The following is a 19,028-nucleotide window of genomic DNA, read 5'->3' on the forward strand; positions in this document are numbered from 1 at the left end:
GACAGCATCCGGGGTTGTCCGCGCGCTATGAACAGTTTTTGGGGGCTGTTTTTGGCGGGTGGGCAATTGACTTTCCCGCGCCCTTTGCCCCATAATAAAGGTGGTTTCCGGGCGCGGCGTGCGCCCCTTTTTTGCGGCGGGCGGACCGGCCCGCCAGACATGAGAAAGGCGGTATCTCTATGAGTTCTTCCTCCTCCAGCCTCTTTGACGTGCTGGGGCCGGTGATGATCGGCCCCTCCAGCTCACACACGGCGGGGGCCCTGCGCATCGGCCGGGCCGCCGGCATGCTCTGCCAGCACATCCGCAAGGCGGTGTTCTACCTGCACGGCTCCTTTGCCCAGACCTACAAGGGCCACGGCTCCGACCGGGCCCTGGCCGCCGGCATCCTGGGGATGCAGACCTACGACCCCGACATCAAAAACGCCCTGGACATCTGTGAGAGCCGGGGGATCGCCGTGGAATTTGTCCCCACCGACCTGGGCGAGGTGCACCCCAACACCGTCAAGGTCGTCCTCACCGACGACCAGGGGGTGGAGCACAGTCTCACCGGCTGTTCGGTGGGCGGCGGCGAGGTGCGGATCGTGGACATCGGCGGCTTTGCCACCAGCATCTCGGGCGAGTACGCGGCCATCGTCACCAAGCACCAGGACAAGGTGGGGGTCATCAAAAACGTGGTCTCGGCCATCTCCGACGCGGGGATCAACATCGTCTCCATCAACCTCTCCCGCAGCCAGAAGGGCAAGCTGGCCACCGCCATCATCGAGGTGGACAGCCCGGTGGACGAAGAGATCATCCAGCGCATCCGCGCCATCGACAAGATGGTGGACGTGCTGGCCATCAAGAGCTTTTAAGGGAGGGCGCAAGCGATGTTCAAATACGGCTTTGAACTGGCCGATCACTGCCAGAAGAATGACCTGCGCATCTGCGACGTGGCCGTCAGCCACGAGATGCAGGTGAGCGAGTGCAGCCGGGAGGAGGTCTTCAAGCGGCTGAAAAAGCGGCGCAACGTCATGTACTCCGCCTGCCACTCCACCCTGCACAACCCCGTGCCCTCGGTCAGTGGGCTCACCGGGGGGGACGCCAGCCGCCTCTACCGGTACAGCGGCGAGGGCTCCCCCCTGAGCGGGGACACGGTGGCCCGGGCCATGAGTTACGCCCTCTCCTGCTTTGAGGTCAACACCTCCATGGGCCCCATCGTGGCCTGCCCCACCGCCGGCAGCTGCGGCATCGTCCCCGGCGCCCTCTTCGCCGCCGCCGAGACGCTGGACGCGAGCGAGGAGGCCCTGCTGGAGAGCTTTGCCACCGCCGCCTACATCGGGATGATCATCTCCAAAAACGCCACCGTCTCGGGGGCCGAGGGGGGCTGCCAGGCCGAGTGCGGCTCCGCCTCCGCCATGGCGGCCGCCGCCCTGGCCGAGATGCAGGGCGGCAGCCCCCAGCAGTGCCTGGACGCGGCGGCCATCGCCCTGAAAAACGTGATGGGCCTGGTCTGCGACCCGGTGGCCGGCCTGGTGGAGATCCCCTGCGCCAAGCGCAATGCCTCGGGGGTGGCCAACGCCCTCCTCTCGGCCGACCTGGTGATGGCGGGGATCCGCTCCATGATCCCCTTTGACGAGGTGGTCAGCGCCATGTACAAGGTGGGGCGGATGCTCCCCGAGGCCCTGCGGGAGACCGCCAAGGGCGGCGTCGCCACCACTCCCACCGGCCTGCGCTACAAAAAGCAGGTATTCGGGGAGTAGAGAGATTCACGCAAAAGCCACCGCGGAGAATTTCTGCGGTGGCTTTTTCTCGCTCTGCGCCGCCTCGATTGCCAAATGGGGGCGATCTCTCCGACAGTGCCGGACTGTTTGCGACCTCGAAATCAGCCCCGTTACCGGCAGAGATTAGAAGGCACCTCACCCTCCCTGTACCGCCTGCGCCCAGGATTTTCACAAATGCAGCAGCTCTATTTTGTCCAGCACCTCTTTTCGATTTCTGCACAATTCCTCCACAATGTCCACCTGACTGCGCGGTTGGACAATTCGTTCCTGTATCTTCTTCGAGCTCCCCTCGTCTGGGCAGTTGTTGCACCGGATCGCAAGCTCGTGGTGTCCCCCGTTTTTTCGTTTGCTTGAGCATTTTCTACCGCGTTTGGCAGCGCTGCTTCCGATACGCGCGCCGCCCTCTTCCCCTGTCAACCTTTCCCAACCCGCCCCGGCGCATGGGGGCGAGTTTGCGGGCCCATACTGTCACTGTACGTAAAGAGAAAAGGGCGTGTGGGCATTTTGTACAGTGGCAAAGTGGAAATCTGCGGGGTCAACACCGCGCAGTTGAAGGTCCTCAAGGAGGCGGAAAACCAAGAGCTGATCCGCCGCTATCGGGAGAGCGGCTCCCAATCGGCCCGGGAACAGTTGATTTCGGGCAACCTGCGGCTGGTGCTCAGCGTCATCAAGCGCTTCTCCAGCCGGGGGGAAAACCTGGACGACCTCTTTCAGGTGGGCTGCATCGGCCTGATCAAGGCCATCGACAACTTCGACACCAGCCATCAGGTGCGCTTTTCCACCTATGCGGTGCCGATGATCATCGGCGAGATCCGCCGCTACCTGCGGGACAACAACCCCATCCGGGTCTCCCGCTCGCTGCGGGATGTGGCCTACAAGGCCATGAAGGCCAAGGAGGCCTTTATCGCGGAACACCGGCGGGAGCCCACCACCACCGAGTTGGCGGCCGCCCTGGGGATGGAGGTCAGCGACGTGGTCATCGCCCTGGAGGCCATCGTCGACCCGGTCTCCCTCTACGAGCCCATGTATCAGGACGGGGGGGACATGCTCTTCGTCATCGACCAGGTGGGGGACTACAGCGACGCCGCCGACTGGCAGAGCGAGATCTCGATGCGCTCGGCCATTCAGGCTTTGAGCGAGCGGGAGAAGAAAATCATCTCGCTGCGGTTCTTGGGGGGCAAGACCCAGATGGAGGTGGCCGAGGAGATCGGCATCTCCCAGGCGCAGATCTCGCGGCTGGAAAAGGCCGCCCTGGAAAAAATCAAAAAAGAATTGTAGGGACACAGACTGCAAAGGGGCGGGGAAGCCGTTTGGCTTCCCCGCCCCTTTTTCTGTTGTATCCGACCCCGCATCCGACCCCATCAGCGGCCCCGGGCGGCGCGGCGGCTCTTCTTGCGGGCAATGTGGGCGTAACTGCCCAAAAAGCAGAGGAGCACCCCACTCTGCACCAGCGGGAGAAAGAGGGCCCGTCCGCCGCCCGCTCCAAAGGGCAGGAGGGCGCAGCCCCCCAGCAGGCAGAGGGCCGCGCCCACCCCCTGCAGCCAGCGGTGGGCGCGGGGATGCCCCGCCAGCACCAGCAGGGAAAAGAGGAGATAGCCCCCCAGCGCCAGGGCCCCCAGCACCGCCGGCACCCCGGCCAAGAGCCCGCCCAGGGCCGACCCCTCCCCCCAGGTGGCGGCCAGCCCCTTTGTCCAGCGGCAAAAGGCCCCCTCCCCGGCGCAGAAGAGCAGCCAGAGGGCCGCGACATAGAGGGCCGAAAGGGCGGCAAAAGCAGGTCCCACCCGCCGTTTGGGGGCGGCCTTTTGGGGCTGTGCCCCCCGCCGGGGCATCCGGTAAATCAGCTGCTGCACCCGCTCTCCCCCCTCTCTAGCGGGGTTGGGCCGGCTGGCCCCGCCTCCGCCGCCACCCCCGCCAAAACGAGGTGGTCAGCCGCGCCACCGAGGATACCAGGGCGATGCCCGCGACAATGGCCCCGGCGATCTTGCAGGTCTCCAGCCCGGTCTGCAAAAAGCGGGCGGTGTCCCCCGCCATCCCGTACTCCATGGTGTAGTAGATTTTGCTGCCCGGCACCAGGGGGAGGAAGGAGACCACCAGGTAGATGGTCACCGGCGACTTGTGCAACCGCGCCATCCCCTCGGAATAGAGGGCGATGGCCACCGTGGCCACAAAGTAGCAGAGGGTGTCGTCCATCCCCGCCCCGGTGCACAGCAGGTAGACAAACCAGCCCAAAGTGGCCCCCAGGGCTGCCAAAAAGAGGTTTTTCCCCCGCAGGTTGAAAATCACCCCAAAGCCCAAACAGGCGATGAACACGTATAGGCACTGCAGATAGCTCCCGTTCACGCCGCCACCCCCAACAGAGGCCGCAATACGGCCAGCGAGACCGAGACCCCCACCGCGATCCCCGCCCCGATGAGGATGGCCTCGGTCAGCTTGATCATCCCGGCGATGCAGTCGCCGGCCATAAAATCGCGCATGGCGTTGGTGAACACGATCCCCGGCACCAGGGTCATCAGCATCCCGATGATGATGGCGTCCGGGTGCAGGGCGGGGAAGGCCAGGGCCAGCAGGTGGGCCGAGGCGGCCCCGAAGAGGGCGCAGACCAGGTTGCTGAAAAAGGCGTTGCCCCGCAGCCGCCGCATCCCCTCGCTCAAGAGCTTCAGCGGCGCACCCACAAAGAAGGCACAGGCCGCGTCCCAGGGCGAGCCGCCGAAGAAGAGGGCGAAGGCGCAGGCCGCCACCCCGTAGCCCGCCACCTGCCAGAGCAGGGGGTAGGTGGGGCGGGCGCGCAGCTCGTCCAGCTCCCGCCGGATCTCGGCGCAGCCGGGCCGGTCGCGGCAGATGCGGCGGCAGAGGGCGTTCAGCCGGTCCACCTTGTCCAGGTCGGTGGCCCGGTCAAAAATCCGCTTGCTCTGGGTGTGGGCGCTGCCGTCCGCCAGCCGCAGGGTGAGGATGACGTGGGAGGGGATGGCAAACACATCGGCCCCCGCCAGGCCATAGGCCGCGCCGATGTACTGAAGCGACTCCTCCACCCGGTAGACCTCGGCCCCGTAGGCCAACAGGCCGCCGGATATTTCCAGCAGCAGCTCTGTGAACTGGGGCATCTCCCCCTCGGTCAACCGCATGTGCTCTCCCCCTTGCCGCGCCTGCGCGCACCATCTGAACACTGGTTATACCATATTTTTGGCAGACAAGCAAGAAAAATGACGCGCCCCTTCCCCGCCTTGCCCCGCCCCTGTGGGAAACGGCGACAAAGCCCCCCGCCCGATTTTGTGAAAACCCCACAAAGCCCCCCTTTGATTGGCCGCAACCGGGTATTTTCGTTGCCTTTTGGGAAAAATTGCCCTATACTGGATTTATAGTAAACTGCGCCCGGCGGGCCGGGAGAGCCGGGCGGACGGAAAGGGGCAAGGAACGTGAAACGAATCGGCATGCTCACCTCTGGCGGGGATTGCCAGGGGCTCAACGCCGCCCTGCGCGGGGTCGCCAAGACCCTGTACGAGGAGTACGGCAAAGAGGTGGAGATCTACGGCATCCGCGACGGCTACCGCGGCCTGATCGAGGGCGACTACCACCTGATGAAACCCTCCGACTTCTCGGGCATCCTGGTGCAGGGGGGCACCATCCTCGGCACCTCCCGCCAGCCCTTCAAGCGGATGCGGGTGGTGGAGAACGACGTGGACAAGGTCGCCCGCATGAAAGAGACCTACAAGGAGATGAAGCTGGATTGCCTGGTCATCCTGGGCGGCAACGGCACCCACAAGAGCGCCAACCTCCTCTCGGAGGAGGGGCTCAACGTGGTCACCCTGCCCAAGACCATCGACAACGACCTCTGGGGCACCGAGATGACCTTTGGCTTTCACAGCGCCATGGAGATCGCCACCAACGTGCTCGACTGTATCCACACCACCGCCACCTCCCACGGGCGGGTCTTCATCGTCGAGGTCATGGGCCACAAGGTGGGCTGGCTGACCCTCTACGCGGGGATCGCCGGCGGGGCCGACGTCATCTTGCTGCCCGAAATTCCATACAGCGTGGACAAGATCGCCAAGGTCATCGAGCGGCGCAACCAGGCGGGCAAGCGCTTTTCCATCCTCGCGGTGGCCGAGGGCGCCCTCTCCAAGGAGGAGGCCAAGCTCTCGAAGAAGGAGTTCAAGGCCGCCCGCGCCCAGATGAGCGACCCCTCCGTCTCCTACCGGCTGGCGCGGGAACTGGAAGAGCGCACCGGGCAGGAGATCCGGGTCACCATCCCCGGCCACTTCCAGCGCGGCGGCAGCCCTTGCGCCTACGACAAGGTGCTCTCGACCCGCTTTGGCGCGGCGGCGGGCCGACTGATCATTGAAAAGAAGTACGGCAACATGGTGGGGCTGCAAGACGGCAAGGTGGTGCCGGTCCCCCTGAGCGAGGTGGCCGGCAAGCTCAAGACCGTGCCGGTGGACTGCGAGGAGATTTCCGCCGCCAGGGCCCTGGGCATCAGCTTTGGCGACTAGATAGATAAGCCAATCGGGCGGGGCGGACCGGCAGGTCCCCCCGCCCTTTTTCTCGGGGACTGCACAATCGAGGTCGGATGCGTTTGCCGCCCCCATCGATCCGCGCCGACCCCTTTTTCCAGACCGCGCGTCCCGCAGTGCCTTCGAGGCACTCTGCCCCTTCCCATCCTCCCCGGCCGGGAAAATTTACAAAATCCCAGTGGATTTTCCCCCGTTCCCTGCTATACTGAATGGGAAATGCCGCCGCCCGGCGGCCAAAACTCACACGAAAAGGTTGGGATTTTTTGCGCAAGCGCGAACAGACCTTTGCCCTCGTCAACCGCATCTTTGTGGCGGCGATCGTGGCGCTGCACCTGGGGTTTGCCTTTACCTACCTGCTGCGCGACGGGGACAGCTACCTCTTTCAAAAGTCGCTGCTGGGGCTGCCACTGCTCCTGCTGCCCACCCTCGTCTTTCGCATCTTCCGGCTCAAGACCTGCCACCAGCTCAACTTCTGGGTCTACCTGTTCATCTTTTTGGCCCACACCATCGGCATCACCATCACCCACTACAACATCCCCCACTACGACAAGGCCATGCACACCCTGTCGGGGGTGTTCGTCGCCTTTCTCGCCCTCTGCTGCTTCTACTTTTTCAAGCCCGGGCGGGAAATCGACCAAAAGGACGGGCCGCTGTGCTGTCTCTTCGTCTTCGCGGTGAGCATGGCGGTGGCGGGCCTGTGGGAGATCGGCGAGTACACCGTCAGCTGCATCGACGGCTCCGACCCGCAGCTTGTTCTCAGCACCGGGGTGGGCGACACCATGCAGGACATGATCGTCTGCATGGTCGGCACCCTGCTCTTTGTGGGGGTGTTGGCCCACTGGTACCTGCGCCGCGACGACCGCCGTTCCGGCCCCTTGATGGGGGCTTTCGACACCTTTTATCAGTACAACCTGGCCCCCCGTCGGGCGGCCGGTCAAGGGGGTGAAAAAGAATGAGAAAGGGACTTTCAGTGGTGGCCTTTGTGCTGGGCATCTGCACCGCCCTGTGCGGCATCGGCGTCACCGTGTTGGGCGCCGTCGGCATGGGGAGCCGCAGAAGATAGGGCAAAACCGCAGGAAAGCGGGCGGGGTCCCCAATCACTTTAGGTCCCCCCCCGCTCTCTCTTTTGCAGGGGGCTTCTCTTACACAAACAGGCACCAGCGAACGCCGTAGCGGTCGATGAGGTCGGCCATCAGGGGGCTGTACTCGCAGGGCCCCAGGGGGATGAGGAGGGTCGCCCCCTCCCGCAGGGTGTCGTAGGCCCTTGTGACCCGCTCCTCCCCGCCCTCGCCGTAGTCGAGGCAAAACTGCATCACATTGCCGGTGACGGCCTCCTCCCCCGCAATGGCATAGGCGGAATTGCGCTCCGCCACCGCCAACACCTGGCCCTCAAAGGCCAGTTCCGAGTGGTAATAGGTGCCGTCCCCGTTTTGATAGCTGCTGATCAGCTCCGCGTCAAAGGCCCGCTGGTAAAAGGGCACGGCCTCGTCGCTCCCCTTGACATACACCTGCATCATTGTGCGCTTCATCTCTTCGATCCCCTCTCTTTGGCCGCCCGAGCGGCTGCAAAATCAATGTCGTAGCGGGTCCCGTGGCTCATCAGCACCCCGCTGTCCAGCCGGATGCACAGGATACAGCTGTTGGGGTCGCCCTCGTCGATGTGTCCGTTTTGGTACCAGTCCGCAAAGACACGGCGCAGCCGGGCGGCCAGCGCCGCATTCTCCCCCCTGCCCAGCCAGCCCAGGTTTTCCCCCCTGCCGCGGGCGGTGAACCACTGGCCGCAGACGGCAACGGCGGGGTCTCTCTCGATTTGGCGCACCTTGCCGGAGAGGGCGTGGGTAATCACATAAAAGGCCCCATCCTCGTAATAGGCGTTGACCAGCCGCACCGCGGGGCCCCCCTCCCCCACCGTCGCCAGGGAGAGGACGGTGTCCCGCCCAAAGCGGTCCTCCATCACCTCTCGGGCCGCCTGGGGAAAATGATCGGCCATCATCCCTCTCCCCCCTCTCTGCGGACCCCCTTGCGGGCTGTCCTTGTGTGGTGGAGCACACGATCTCCCCGCAAGAGCACACAATGCACGACACAATCGCCCCGCTTCACAGGCCCCATCCCCTTTTCTTTTGGGCCCATGGTAACACAAAGGCGGCGGAAAAGCAATTGGCCGGGCAGGCCCTGTGGGCGCTGTCCGGCCAATCGGCTCTCTTCTATTATAAGTTACAGCAGTTCGCAGACCAAATCGGTGTAGGCGGTGGGGTTTTCCACCGGGAACCCGGCAATCAGGGAGGCCTGCTCGTAGAGCAGCAGCGCCAGCTTTTCGGCGCGCTCCCGGTCGCCCTTGTAGGCCGCCTCCAACTTGGCGAAGACGGGGTGGCTGGCCCCCAGCTCCAGCACCCGCTGGGCCTTGGGCGCCTCGTCCATCTTCATCTGGGCGAAGTACTTCTCCATCTCCAGGGTGACGCCGCCCTCGCTGGTGAGGCTCACCGGGTGGCTACCCAGTTTGGGGGAGATGCGCACGTCGCTGACCTTGTCCTTGAGCGCCTCTTTGAGGAAGTCCAGCAGCTCGCCGTGGGCCTTGGTCTCCTCCTCGGCGGCCTTCTTCTCCTCCTCGCTGACGGTGTCGGCGTCGCTGACGCTCTTGAGCTCGTGCCCGTCCTGCTCGTGGAGGATCTGCATCACAAACTCGTCCACCTCGTCGGTGAGGTAGAGCACCTCCCACCCCTTGTTCCGCACATACTCGGTCTGGGGCAGGTTGGCGGCCTTCTCCACCGAGTCGGCGCAGGCGTAGTAGATGTGCTCCTGCCCCTCCTTCATCCGGGAGACGTACTCTTTGAGGGTGACCGGCTTGCCCTCGGTGGAGGAGTAGAACAGCAGCAGGTCGGCCAGCAGGTCCTTGTGGGCGCCGTACTCGCCCACCACCCCGTATTTGAGTTGCAGGCCGAACTGGGCGAAGAAGGCCTCGTACTTCTCCCGGTCCTCCTCCATCAGCTTGGACAGCTCCCGCTTGATCTTCTTCTCCAAGCTCTGGGCAATGGTGCGCACCTGGCGGTCCTGTTGCAGCATTTCCCGGGAAATGTTCAGCGAGATGTCCTGGCTGTCCACCACCCCCTGCACAAAGCGGAAGTGCTCGGGCAGCAAGTCGGCGCACTTCTCCATAATGAGCACCCCGCTGGAGTAGAGCTGCAGCCCCTTCTCATAGTCGGCCGAATAGTAGTTGTAGGGGGTGCGGGCGGGGATAAAGAGCAGCGCCTCGTAGGAGGCGGTCAGCCCCTCGGCGCTGACGCGGATGCTCTTGAGCGGGTCCTGGTAGTCGCCGAACTTCTCCTTGTAGAAGTTGGCGTAGTCCTCCTCGCCGACCTCGCTCTTGGGCTTGTGCCAGATGGGGACCATGCTGTTGAGGGTCTCGTCCTCCTCGTAGCTCTCGTAGGCCGGGGCCTGGTCGTCGGCCTCCTCCCCCTCGGGCTTTTCCACCGGGCGGGTCTTGTGGCAGAGCATCTTGATGGGCCAGCGGATGTAGTCGGAGTACTTTTTCACCAGCTGGCGCAGGCGGTACTCCTCCAAAAACTCGCCGAACTGCTCGTCCTCGGTGTCGGGCTTCAGGTGCATGATGACGTCGGTGCCGGGGGCGGAGCGCTCACACTCGACAATGGTGTAGCCGTCGGCGCCGGAGGACTGCCACTTGTAGCCGGTCTCCTCGCCGTAGGCGCGGGAGATGACGGTGACCTTGTCGCTGACGATAAAGGCCGAGTAGAAGCCCACGCCGAACTGGCCGATGATGTCGGTGTCGTCGGCCCCCTCCTGCCCCGCGATGTCCTGCTTGAACTGCAGCGAGCCGCTGCGGGCGATGGTGCCCAGGTTTTCCTCCAGGGACTTTTTGTCCATGCCGATGCCGTTGTCGGACACGGTGAGGGTGCGCCCCTCCCTGTCGGGGGTGATGCGGATCTCAAAATCCCCCCGGGAGAGGCCGACCCCCTCGTCGGTCAGGCTGCGGTAGCACAGCTTGTCGATCGCGTCGGACGCGTTGGAGACGAGCTCCCGCAGAAAGATTTCCCGGTTGGAGTAGATGGAGTGGATCATCAAGTCGAGGAGCCGCTTGGACTCGGCCTTAAACTGTTTTTTTGCCATGGTCTCAATCACCTCTCGCAAAATTAGCACTCCTTGTACACGAGTGCTAAAAACAGGATAGCGCACAACCGCCAGCAAATCAATGTACAAATTGTGAACATTTTCGCGGAGGGGGCAAAACGCGGCCGCCGCCCTTGCATTTTCTCCGGCGCTGTGCTAGTGTGAAGGCACCCGGTCGAGGGCGCAGGGCCGCCGGGAGGACGATGAAGAAGGAGGGAGCCATCGTGTACTGTCCCCGCTGTGGGAGCGAGCGCGTCACCGTGCAAGCCGTCAACCACACCACCATCAAGAACCGGGGGTGCATCGGCTGGTTTTTCTGGATTTTGCTGGCCATCTGCACCTTTGGACTGATCCTCATCATCCCCGCGGTGACCAACCAAAAAGTCAAAAATACAGTGCACACCGAGGCGGTCTGCCAAAACTGCGGCAACCGCTGGTTCGTGCGATAGAGAGAGCAAGAGGCCCGGGAGGGGGGATTCCCCCTTTCCGGGCCCTCTTTTTTAGGCAGGGAGAGCAGGCCACCTCCTCCCCTGTTCGGGCAGGGGGAGCAGACCCCTCTTCCCCCGTTCGGGCAGGGGGAGCAGACCCCTCTTCCCCCGTTCGGGCAGGGGGAGCAGACCCCTCCTCCCCCGTTCGGGCAGGGGGGCTTGTTCCGCCGAGCGCCCGACGCCAGCACAGCTGCCTCTTCTCCCCCGGCCGAGCGAGGGGCGGCTTCTCCCCCCGCCCACTGCACGCGCGAAGAGGAGAGGCGAGAGCGGGCCGGAAACAGGCCGCCTTGCCGAGGGCCTTTGCGGCCGGATACTCTCCATCGTTCTCTTCCTCTGTCCCCATCTCCGCCCGAACAGGCACTCGTTCTCTCCCTGCCGCTCATAATGCAATTTCGCCCCCTTCTGGCAAAACAGACCGCCTTGCCGAGGGCGCTTCATCCGCGCCCTTTTCTACCCATCCCCCTCTTGTAGGGGACTGGATGGAAAAAAGGGGAGGCAAACAGGAGAAGCGAACAGGGCCAATTTTCCTCTTCTGCGCCAGCTGCCAAAAGAGGGCGGCTCCAGGCAGGACAAAGGCAACCAAATCGGAAGGCCAGAGATCCCTTGGACCGCCCCCCACACACTCCTTTTTCTCCCCTCACAGTGGGAATGGGCAGAGAGAAAAGAGGGAGAGGGCACAGGCGCACAAACAGCTCCAGTGGGGGAAATACGGGGCCGGGAGGGCCGTTGCGCGCCTCTCCCGGTTTTTTTGTGGGGGGAAACAGGGCAGCATGTGGGCGGTGTGCTCCCCCCTCTTTTCCCTGTCCGAACAGTGGCGGCTTTTCCCCCGCCTTTCACACGGCGCAAAACGTCGCCCCTTAACGCTTGCCAGCGGGCGGGGGCACCGGCATCCCCCCTCTCCCCCCGCGGGAAAACGGGCGGGAAAAAGCAGGGCGCACGCGGCGACAAGGGGCGGGAAAAGAGAGGGACAGGCCACGCCGGCGGGCGCGGGAAAAGGGGATGGCGCAGGCGCGCAAACAGCTGCCGCAGGGGAAAGGAAAGACCCGGTAGAGGGCATACGCGCCTCTCCCGGGTCTTCGCTTTTCACAGGTCGAAGGGCCCTAACAGAAATGGAAAAACAGGCGGGCCTGCGCTCCTCTCCCCCGCCGCGGGGCCGCGCGGTGGGGGGACAAAGTGGAGAACTCTCTCCTTTTCACGCCCTTTTGGCGCGTTTTCCAATAAAAAAAGCCCCTTTACTAGAGGGGCAAACCATAGAAGTCCTCCACGATGTCGCGCAGGTGGCATTCGCTTACATCCAGGCGGTTGCACTGTTCGGCCAACGCCTCGACCTTTTGGCGCTCGAGGGAAATATCGCGGATCTCCACTGTCTGTCCTGTCAGGCCGTAGGTGGCGCGGGTGATGCCCTCTATACAAATTTCCGTCTGGTTTACCGTGTAGATCTTCATATCGCTTGCACTTCCTCTTTGTTTTTGTGGGGCGGGGTATCTATCCCCTTCCCCCTGGTTGTCATTGGCCGCCCGGTCTTCGCCGAAGGGCGGGCCGCTGGGCCGAGATGCGCCCGGGTGGCAAGACGCGTCTACTTGATCGCCAGAACCGCTCCACCCCTGCTCTTTTTCTGAAAACACTTTTTCGGAAGGGTGACCCGAACGCACTTGGTGAACTCCGGGTCGCCCTCCAACTTTTCCACGCGGAAGTCACCGCCGTAGTCGTCAAGGAGCTTGAGCGTATCCGCCAGACCAAATCCATGGTCTTTGCCCTTGGTGGTGTTGCCGTACTCTCCCAGGGCCGCCAGGATGTGCGGCGGAAAATCCGGGCCGTTGTCGTAGATGCAGATTTCATAGTCCCCATACTCGTTGAGACCGAGGTAGACCTCTACCGCGCCGTGACCGTTGGCGGCAGCGGCGGCCGCGCGGATGGCATTTCTCGAGAGGTCGCCCACCAGGCGGACCACCTCGCGCAACTTCATAAACCGCAGCAGGGGCTCGACTGTCGTAAAGACGACGACCCGATAAAAGACGTGGTCTTTGGCAGCCATTGCCGCATGCGTTTGCAGGGTGTTGTTGAGGGTGGAGCTGCCGGTTTCCGGCGGCACATAGCCGTTGATGAGCCTGTCGCGGATCTCTTCGGCCCGCTCGCCGGCCAGCTGCAATATCTCGGTCTCGTCGGGCGCAAAGCTCTCGGCGAGTTCGGTGTTGTACTCGCTGAGCGCCATCCTCATTTTGACAAAGCTGACACTGATGGCCGGGAGAATCTCCTTTTCTTGATGGTCTCTGTGCACAGCTTCGCGGCGCTCTAGCTCCTTGTTGATTTCGCTTTCTTTTGTTTCCGCCATCTTAACAACCATAATTGCCATTATGAGAATAGCATATCCCAAGATAAAGCCTTCCGCATATTCTGCTAAAATGGCATGGTCCATCTTCACAATAGCAATCATCGAAAAGATTGTAATGCAAACTCCTGCTGAAACTGCATTAAAGTATTTTGATAACGGCTTCAAGTATGCTTTCTTGTTGGAAGTTCTGGGAAAACTCAATCTCAAAATAACTAGAAACATGCTAACACGAAGAATAATTGCACATACGGCTGCATGCTCTTTATGGTATCCGGACTGTGTAAAGAATAAAACTACCATGATGACATCACTAGCCAAAGCACTAAAAACGATAGCAGCAGCGTATAAAGCAAAAATACTGAAAATTGATGTTATGATTGTCCGATGCTTTGTACGAGAATGGTAAATGCTAATTAGTACAACAAACGCTAAACCAACTAGAGACGACAGGGCAAAATCTCCAATCAATGCAATCGCCGATGTGGAAACCAAAGAAATGACGATGGTCTCAACAATTTTTCGTCGTCTGGTTATGGCTATCTTTTCAAGTTCGTAGTACAACAGATTGGTTTGTGCGAAAACGGTGGCAAATTTAATCGCTAGAATGAATTTCAGCATGATTTCTTTCTCCTCTTTCAAAATTATATAGGGGCATCATCATGCCTATCATAGCGAAAACTTATGAGAAAAAGGGGATTGATTCATCCCCTTTTCCCCCACTCGCACCGACTATTAGTGCCACCACTTGATCCAGTCCAAGAACGCTTCCCAAAAGCTCACAGTCACGCCCTCCCTTCTTCCGTTTTCGCTTGGAGACTCTCCACGCGCAATCTATCACGGTTAGAAGGGCGCCGACTTCGATATAGGTCGGCCGGATATGTCGTCTCATGTCGATATGTGACGAAACCAAAATGAGTGAAAAGCGGGAAATGGCTTGATTGTAAACTTTTTGTTAACTGCTCCTCGACGCACTTTTTGTCGAAAGATTCTCTGCTGGCAGACGTGATTTTATAACCTGAAACGAGTATTCGCTTGAGAGCAAATACAAGGGGCTGTGGAGAGAGACAACTCCCTCCGCAGCCCCTTGTGGGTATTAAGCCTCTTTAAAAAGAGATGCTTTTCTGCTGTTTTTTGAACCTGTCCATCTGCGCCCTGTCAGTGGCGCTCTCGCAGCCGGGCGACAAACGCATCCAAAAATTGGGCATTTGTCGGAATGGTCCCGTTGGCCTTCACCAAGTGGGGAAAGCGGGCGCTGGTCTGCTCATAGTTGGCGGGCATCCAGGCAATTTTGATGGCGTTGCGAATATTGCGCTCCACACTGCGCCACTTGCAGCCCACCTGCTCGCCCACGTCCGGGTAGAGGTTTTTGGTGAAAAGCTGCTTGTCGTCCCCCTTGTACTTGTAGTGAAAGAGGGTGGCCCAGGCCGTGCACCGGGCGGCCATCAGCCCGCGGCGCAGCCCCATGCACTCCAGCTCGCGAAAAATCTCGTCGAGCAGCCGCTCCTCCAGGGACTCCTCCGCCCCCGGGGCGGGCATGGCCGGCAGACTGCCGCCCCGCCGCAGCCGCTGGCCGCGCAAAAAGCTGCCCATCCGCTTGACTGTGCCGATGACCTGCTCGGGGCCATAGTTTTGCAGCCGCTTTTCGTAGATGAAGCCGACGTAGTTTCGCAGATAGGCCTGGGTGCTCTTGTCGGTGACCTTGGTCGTCACCATGACGTAGGGGTTGTGGGGCCGCTCAGGTGCGGCGAGAGCGGGGGCCAGATCCAGCCCGCTGCCCTCCCCCTCGCTCAACTCCAAGTCCAGTATCACCACGTCAGGGCGGTAGCGGTCATTCCACTTGAGCGCCTCGGCGGCGCTGCCGGTGACCCCCACCAGGTCGATTTCCTCCTGTCCCTTCAGGTATTCGACAAAGGCGTTTTGCTCCTCGACCTCGTCCTCCACGATCATAAGCCTCGTCTTTTTCTCCATCGTTTCCTCTCTCCGTTTCTTGTTTTCCTCTCTTGCAGCGCCCCGCAGGGCGGGTTTGCAACCTGTGTGTCCCTTCTCCTCTTTGCCGCAAACGGGGGGCGGCAGGCGCGCCTAATCCTGCCCCATGTCCGCGGCATCCAGCCGGTATGCGGGGTGGGATGGACAGCTCTGTCGGCCCAGCGGCGTCCATGGGAACAGAGCCGATACCCCCTTTTCCCCAACAATATCGCCCTTGCCCACAGACAGCGGCTATTCTCTCCCCGTGCACTCATAGATATGGTCTGTGGGGTGGCGGATAAAGGGGTTTCCAACCGGGGGCGGGGGGCTCCCTTCCAGTCCCCCGCCCCTCTGCAGGCGGCCTGTTTCCCGCGCGTTCGCGGGGGTCAAACCGTCTATGGAGCGGCAATAGGGGCTCCCCGACAAAGGGGGGGACGGGGGCCCTCCAGTGGGGAAGGGGCGGCGCGACCCCATTCGTTTAGAGCAGCCGCGTGCTGTCCTTCTCCCGAGAAAAGGGCAGGCGGATAAAGCCCTCCCTCCTCCCAATCAAAATCCATCTCCCCCTTCTCCGCACCGCAGTCGGCCTTCTCCCCCAAAAATGGCCTGTGGGGCAGCAAACGAAGGTTCCCTGGGAAGGGGGGAAGGGGGCTCTCCCCCTCCCTGCAAGGGCAATTTCTTTGCCCCTGGGAAGGGAGGGGAGGCTTTTTCTCTTTCCCGGTCTCCCGCCGCTCCGCAGGCGGCCTGTTTCCCGCGCGTTCGCGGGGGTCAAACCGTCAATGGAGCGGGATGGGGGCCCTCTGGCGGGGAGGGGAACGGCGCGGCCCCTGCAAAGAACAGCCGTGCGCCCCCCTTCTCCCGAGAAAAAGGCGAACAGATGAAGCTGTCCCTCCTCCCCATCAGAGCCCCATCTCCCCCTTCCTCGACCCGCATGCTCCCCCAAAATGGCCTATAAGACGGCAAACGAAGGCTCCCTGACGGAGAGGACGGGGGCTCCCCCTCTCCCTGCAAGGGCAATTTCTTTGCCCCTGGGGAGGGAGGGGAGGCTTTTCCTCTTTCCCGGTCTCCCGCCGCTCCGCAGGCGGCCTGTTTCCCGCGCGTTCACAGGGGCCAAACCGTCTATGGAGCGGGATGGGGCCCTCCGGCGGGGAGGGGGCGGCGCGGCCCCCGCAAAGAACAGCCGTGCGCCCCCCTTCTCCCGAGAAAAGGGCAGGCGGATAAAGCCCTTCCTCCTCCCAATCAAAATCCATCTCCCCCTTCTCCGCACCGCAGTCGGTCTTCTCCCCCAAAAATGGCCTGTGGGGCAGCAAACGAAGGCCCCCTGACGGAGAGATGGGGACTCCCCCCCTCCCTGCAAGGGCAATTTCTTTGCCCCTGGGGAGGGAGGGGAGTTTTTCCCCTTTCCCGGTCTCTCGCCCCTCTGCAGGCGGCCTGTTTTCCGCGCGTTCGCGGGGGTCAAACCGTCTATGGAGCGGGATGGGGGCCCTCCGGCGAGGAGGGGGCGGCGCGGCCCCCGCAAAGAACAGCCGTGCGCCCCCCTTCTCCCGAGAAAAGGGCGGACAGATGAAGCTGCCCCTCCTCCCCACCAGAGCCCCGCGGGCGGCCTTCTGCTCTGCGCACACAGGCCGGCACAGAGCATTGTCCCGGCGGGCGGGGAGCAGGCCTTCCCCACCTTTTCCCGCCCGCCGTTTGCGTCTATATTACCCCCGCCAAGTGGGGGCGCTTGACACCCAGCAAGTGGCAAAGAAGGGCATTTTCTCCACAAAGCGACATTTTTTACCGCGCGTGCTTGCGCCGCATCCGCACCACAAAGGCCTCGATCAGTTCGCCGTTGGTGGGGTAGTCGCCATTCTCATCGACCAGGCGGGGAAATCGCTCGTACACCAAATCGAGATTGCGGTTGCTCACGTCCCACACCTTGTGGATGGCGGAGCGGATGTTGCGCTCCACATTTTCCGGCTTGCAGTGCAGCTGCTGCGCCACCATGGGGTAGAGCTCCTTGGTGAGGGAGAGGGGCTCCCCGCTCTCCAACTGGCAGTAGACCGCCCACACCAGGCAGCGACAGCTCTTCTGCCTCCGGCGAAGGCCCATGTCCTCCATCTCGCAGTTGAGCTCTTCCAGCAGCCGCTTTTGGCGCAGCTCCTTCGCCGACTGGGAAGCGGCGGACTCCCCCGACCGGCCCAGGCGGCGGCCCTTGAGAAAGCCGCCCATCCGCTTGACGCCGCGCAGCACCTGGTCGGGGCCGTAGCGGTCGATATTCTTGTCGTAGATAAAGCCGACCCCGGCGTCCCGCAGCATGTCGAGGGTGTGGCGGTTTTCTGTCCGGGTGGTCACCAGGACATAGGGGGAGTAGGACCGGCTCGGGTCGGTGAGAACGGGCGTCAGGTTCAGGCCGTCGCCCTCCTGCAGCTCCAAGTCGAGGACCACCACGTCGGGCCGGTGGCTGTCCACCAGGGCCAGCGCCTCTGTCTCGCTGCCGGTGATGCCCACCAGCTCGATCTGGCGCTCGTTTTGCAAACACTCCGCAAAAGCCGCCTGCTCTGCGGGTTCGTCCTCTACAATGAGAAGGCTGATCTTGTCGTCCATTGTCCTGTTTCCCCCAATCGCGTATTCTCTTTTGCCCCTGTCTGTGAGCGGGCCGCCGGGCGGGAAATCGTCCCGCCGCACGGAGCAGAAGGCAAAAAACTATGCTGTCAGTTTAGCAATTTCAGAAAATCTTGTCAAAAATAGAGGAAAAATAAGCCAACATCCCCTCAAACGACTCGTTGACAAAACCAGCCAAGGGGGGTAGCATGAATTCAGGACAGACCAATCGGCGGGCCCCCGCCCGCGCAAGGAGGACGACGAATTGAAAACCTTTCCCAAAATTGAACTGCACCTGCACATCGACGGCTCGGTCCCGCCGGCCACCGCCTGGCAGCTGGCCAAGGACCAGGGCCTGCCCGAGGGGGAGCTGACTTTGGAGGAGGTCACCCGGCGGATGGTCATCCAGCCCGGGGAGAACGGCACCGATTTCAAGGAGTTCGACCTGCCCCTGGCGGTGATGCAGACCGCCCCCGCCCTGCGCCAGGTGACGGCCGACCTGATTGCCCGGCTGGCGGGCGAGGGGGTCTGCTACGCCGAACTGCGCTTCGCCCCCCAGTTTCACCTGGAAAAGGGGCTGACCCAGCGCGACGCCATCGAGGCGGTGCTGCAGGGGGTGGCCGACGGAGAGGCCGCCTGCCCGGAAATCGCGGTGGGCATTTTGCTGTGCGCCATGGGGAAATTGGAGCCGGCCGAGGCAAACCGGGATGAAAACCTGGAGACGGTGCGGCTGGCGGCCGAGTTCATCGCCGCGGGCAGCAAGGTGGTGGGGGTCGATCTGGCGGGGTACGAGGAGCACCTGGCCGACTACGCCGATATCTTCGATCTGGCGCGGGAGCTGGGGGTGCCGGCCACCTGCCACTCGGAATTCGAGGTGCCCCAGTGCCTGCCCTTTGGCACCCCCCGCATCGGCCACGGCTACCAGGTGGCCCAGCGGCCCGACTTGGCGGAAATCGTCAAGGCCCGCGGGGTGACGCTGGAGATGTGCCCGGTGAGCAGCATCATCTCCTACGACCTGCCGGAGGACGGACGGCACCCGCTGAAGGTGCTCTACGACCAGGGGGTAAAGGTGACGGTGAATACCGACAACCTGACGGTGCTGGGCACCAGCTTGGAGCGGGAGTACGAGTACTGCCGCCAGATGGGCTTTTGCGACCGGGACTTGATTTTGATGAACATCAACAGCGCCGAGGCGGCCTTCCTGCCGCCGGAGGAAAAGGCGAAACTGGTGGCCCGGCTGCGGGCCTGTTTGGAGGACTAGGGGCGGACACAG

General features: G+C 62.5%; 17 protein-coding genes. 7 read left to right on the forward strand and 10 right to left on the reverse strand.

What is annotated here, in order from left to right; translation table 11 throughout:
• Positions 1–179: 179 nt before the first annotated feature.
• From sdaAB to sigG, 3 genes are all read left to right on the forward strand, one after another.
• Positions 180–851, forward strand: coding sequence for an L-serine ammonia-lyase, iron-sulfur-dependent subunit beta (gene sdaAB / locus ACTNAU_RS04465; RefSeq protein WP_059005298.1), 672 nt, complete (start codon positions 180–182; stop codon positions 849–851).
• Positions 852–866: 15 nt separating this feature from the next.
• A complete protein-coding gene (gene sdaAA / locus ACTNAU_RS04470) occupies positions 867–1,739 on the forward strand; it encodes an L-serine ammonia-lyase, iron-sulfur-dependent, subunit alpha (protein ID WP_185916157.1) in 873 nt (290 codons plus the stop codon).
• 525 nt (positions 1,740–2,264) lie between these two features.
• Positions 2,265–3,038 (forward strand): RNA polymerase sporulation sigma factor SigG, encoded by a 774-nt coding sequence (gene sigG, locus ACTNAU_RS04475; RefSeq protein ID WP_185916224.1) that lies wholly within the window; start codon positions 2,265–2,267, stop codon positions 3,036–3,038.
• An 83-nt stretch (positions 3,039–3,121) separates the two neighbouring features.
• On the opposite strand, the gene ACTNAU_RS04480 is transcribed toward sigG, so the two are convergent.
• Genes ACTNAU_RS04480 through ACTNAU_RS04490 form a run of 3 tightly spaced genes read right to left on the reverse strand, consistent with a single transcriptional unit; the run spans position 3,122 to position 4,882 of the window.
• A complete protein-coding gene (locus ACTNAU_RS04480) occupies positions 3,122–3,610 on the reverse strand; it encodes a hypothetical protein (protein WP_441097700.1) in 489 nt (162 codons plus the stop codon).
• A 16-nt stretch (positions 3,611–3,626) separates the two neighbouring features.
• A complete protein-coding gene (locus ACTNAU_RS04485; protein WP_216401633.1) occupies positions 3,627–4,100 on the reverse strand; it encodes a threonine/serine exporter family protein in 474 nt (157 codons plus the stop codon).
• Positions 4,097–4,882: a threonine/serine exporter family protein gene (locus ACTNAU_RS04490; RefSeq protein ID WP_441097701.1), complete on the reverse strand. Its 786-nt coding sequence runs from the start codon at positions 4,880–4,882 to the stop codon at positions 4,097–4,099. The genes ACTNAU_RS04485 and ACTNAU_RS04490 overlap by 4 nt, the downstream gene beginning before the upstream one ends.
• A 291-nt stretch (positions 4,883–5,173) precedes the next feature.
• Here ACTNAU_RS04490 and ACTNAU_RS04495 point away from each other — a divergent pair, with 291 nt between their 5' ends.
• Both ACTNAU_RS04495 and ACTNAU_RS04500 read left to right on the forward strand, forming a co-directional pair.
• A complete protein-coding gene (locus ACTNAU_RS04495; protein WP_185916153.1) occupies positions 5,174–6,247 on the forward strand; it encodes a 6-phosphofructokinase in 1,074 nt (357 codons plus the stop codon).
• Positions 6,248–6,531: 284 nt separating this feature from the next.
• Complete coding sequence (locus ACTNAU_RS04500) at positions 6,532–7,224, forward strand: hypothetical protein (protein ID WP_441097702.1); 693 nt, start codon at positions 6,532–6,534, stop codon at positions 7,222–7,224.
• A gap of 186 nt (positions 7,225–7,410) precedes the next feature.
• Here the strand turns inward: ACTNAU_RS04500 and ACTNAU_RS04505 are convergent, their stop codons facing one another.
• The 3 genes from ACTNAU_RS04505 to htpG all read right to left on the reverse strand — a co-directional run bounded on the left by ACTNAU_RS04505 (position 7,411) and on the right by htpG (position 10,390).
• Entirely contained in the window at positions 7,411–7,797 is a 387-nt protein-coding gene (locus tag ACTNAU_RS04505) for a VOC family protein (RefSeq protein WP_185916151.1), read from the reverse strand.
• Positions 7,794–8,261, reverse strand: coding sequence for a pyridoxamine 5'-phosphate oxidase family protein (locus ACTNAU_RS04510; RefSeq protein WP_441097703.1), 468 nt, complete (start codon positions 8,259–8,261; stop codon positions 7,794–7,796). The genes ACTNAU_RS04505 and ACTNAU_RS04510 overlap by 4 nt, the downstream gene beginning before the upstream one ends.
• Before the next feature lie 221 nt (positions 8,262–8,482).
• The gene (gene htpG / locus ACTNAU_RS04515; protein ID WP_441097704.1) at positions 8,483–10,390 is read right to left on the reverse strand and encodes a molecular chaperone HtpG; all 1,908 of its coding nucleotides are present in this window, start codon (positions 10,388–10,390) and stop codon (positions 8,483–8,485) included.
• A gap of 203 nt (positions 10,391–10,593) precedes the next feature.
• On the opposite strand from htpG, the gene ACTNAU_RS04520 reads away from it, so the two are divergent.
• Entirely contained in the window at positions 10,594–10,839 is a 246-nt protein-coding gene (locus ACTNAU_RS04520; protein WP_185916149.1) for an LITAF-like zinc ribbon domain-containing protein, read from the forward strand.
• 1,274 nt (positions 10,840–12,113) lie between these two features.
• Here the strand turns inward: ACTNAU_RS04520 and ACTNAU_RS04525 are convergent.
• From ACTNAU_RS04525 to ACTNAU_RS04540, 4 genes are all read right to left on the reverse strand, one after another.
• A complete protein-coding gene (locus tag ACTNAU_RS04525) occupies positions 12,114–12,323 on the reverse strand; it encodes a DUF6514 family protein (RefSeq protein WP_216401628.1) in 210 nt (69 codons plus the stop codon).
• A 131-nt stretch (positions 12,324–12,454) separates the two neighbouring features.
• Positions 12,455–13,828, reverse strand: coding sequence for an ATP-binding protein (locus ACTNAU_RS04530; RefSeq protein ID WP_441097705.1), 1,374 nt, complete (start codon positions 13,826–13,828; stop codon positions 12,455–12,457).
• Positions 13,829–14,365: 537 nt separating this feature from the next.
• Complete coding sequence (locus ACTNAU_RS04535; RefSeq protein ID WP_185916146.1) at positions 14,366–15,178, reverse strand: sporulation initiation factor Spo0A C-terminal domain-containing protein; 813 nt, start codon at positions 15,176–15,178, stop codon at positions 14,366–14,368.
• A 1,770-nt stretch (positions 15,179–16,948) separates the two neighbouring features.
• A complete protein-coding gene (locus tag ACTNAU_RS04540; RefSeq protein ID WP_256135874.1) occupies positions 16,949–17,758 on the reverse strand; it encodes a sporulation initiation factor Spo0A C-terminal domain-containing protein in 810 nt (269 codons plus the stop codon).
• 262 nt (positions 17,759–18,020) lie between these two features.
• On the opposite strand from ACTNAU_RS04540, the gene ACTNAU_RS04545 reads away from it, so the two are divergent.
• The gene (locus tag ACTNAU_RS04545) at positions 18,021–19,016 is read left to right on the forward strand and encodes an adenosine deaminase family protein (RefSeq protein ID WP_185916144.1); all 996 of its coding nucleotides are present in this window, start codon (positions 18,021–18,023) and stop codon (positions 19,014–19,016) included.
• The last annotated feature ends 12 nt before the right edge of the window (positions 19,017–19,028 follow it).

It is taken from the genome of Bittarella sp. HCP28S3_D9 (assembly GCF_052065655.1).
GTDB classification, from domain to species: Bacteria; Bacillota; Clostridia; order Oscillospirales; family Ruminococcaceae; genus Bittarella; species Bittarella massiliensis.

What these genes read in the sequence shown, in the direction of transcription:
- sdaAB (WP_059005298.1), top strand. Translation starts at nt 180, where the DNA reads ATGAGTTCTTCCTCCTCCAGCCTCTTTGACGTGCTGGGGCCGGTGATG.
- sdaAA (WP_185916157.1), top strand. Translation starts at nt 867, where the DNA reads ATGTTCAAATACGGCTTTGAACTGGCCGATCACTGCCAGAAGAATGAC.
- ACTNAU_RS04490 (WP_441097701.1), bottom strand. Translation starts at nt 4,882, where the DNA reads ATGCGGTTGACCGAGGGGGAGATGCCCCAGTTCACAGAGCTGCTGCTG.
- ACTNAU_RS04505 (WP_185916151.1), bottom strand. Translation starts at nt 7,797, where the DNA reads ATGAAGCGCACAATGATGCAGGTGTATGTCAAGGGGAGCGACGAGGCC.
- ACTNAU_RS04510 (WP_441097703.1), bottom strand. Translation starts at nt 8,261, where the DNA reads ATGATGGCCGATCATTTTCCCCAGGCGGCCCGAGAGGTGATGGAGGAC.
- htpG (WP_441097704.1), bottom strand. Translation starts at nt 10,390, where the DNA reads ATGGCAAAAAAACAGTTTAAGGCCGAGTCCAAGCGGCTCCTCGACTTG.
- ACTNAU_RS04520 (WP_185916149.1), top strand. Translation starts at nt 10,594, where the DNA reads ATGAAGAAGGAGGGAGCCATCGTGTACTGTCCCCGCTGTGGGAGCGAG.
- ACTNAU_RS04525 (WP_216401628.1), bottom strand. Translation starts at nt 12,323, where the DNA reads ATGAAGATCTACACGGTAAACCAGACGGAAATTTGTATAGAGGGCATC.
- ACTNAU_RS04530 (WP_441097705.1), bottom strand. Translation starts at nt 13,828, where the DNA reads ATGCTGAAATTCATTCTAGCGATTAAATTTGCCACCGTTTTCGCACAA.
- ACTNAU_RS04535 (WP_185916146.1), bottom strand. Translation starts at nt 15,178, where the DNA reads ATGGAGAAAAAGACGAGGCTTATGATCGTGGAGGACGAGGTCGAGGAG.
- ACTNAU_RS04540 (WP_256135874.1), bottom strand. Translation starts at nt 17,758, where the DNA reads ATGGACGACAAGATCAGCCTTCTCATTGTAGAGGACGAACCCGCAGAG.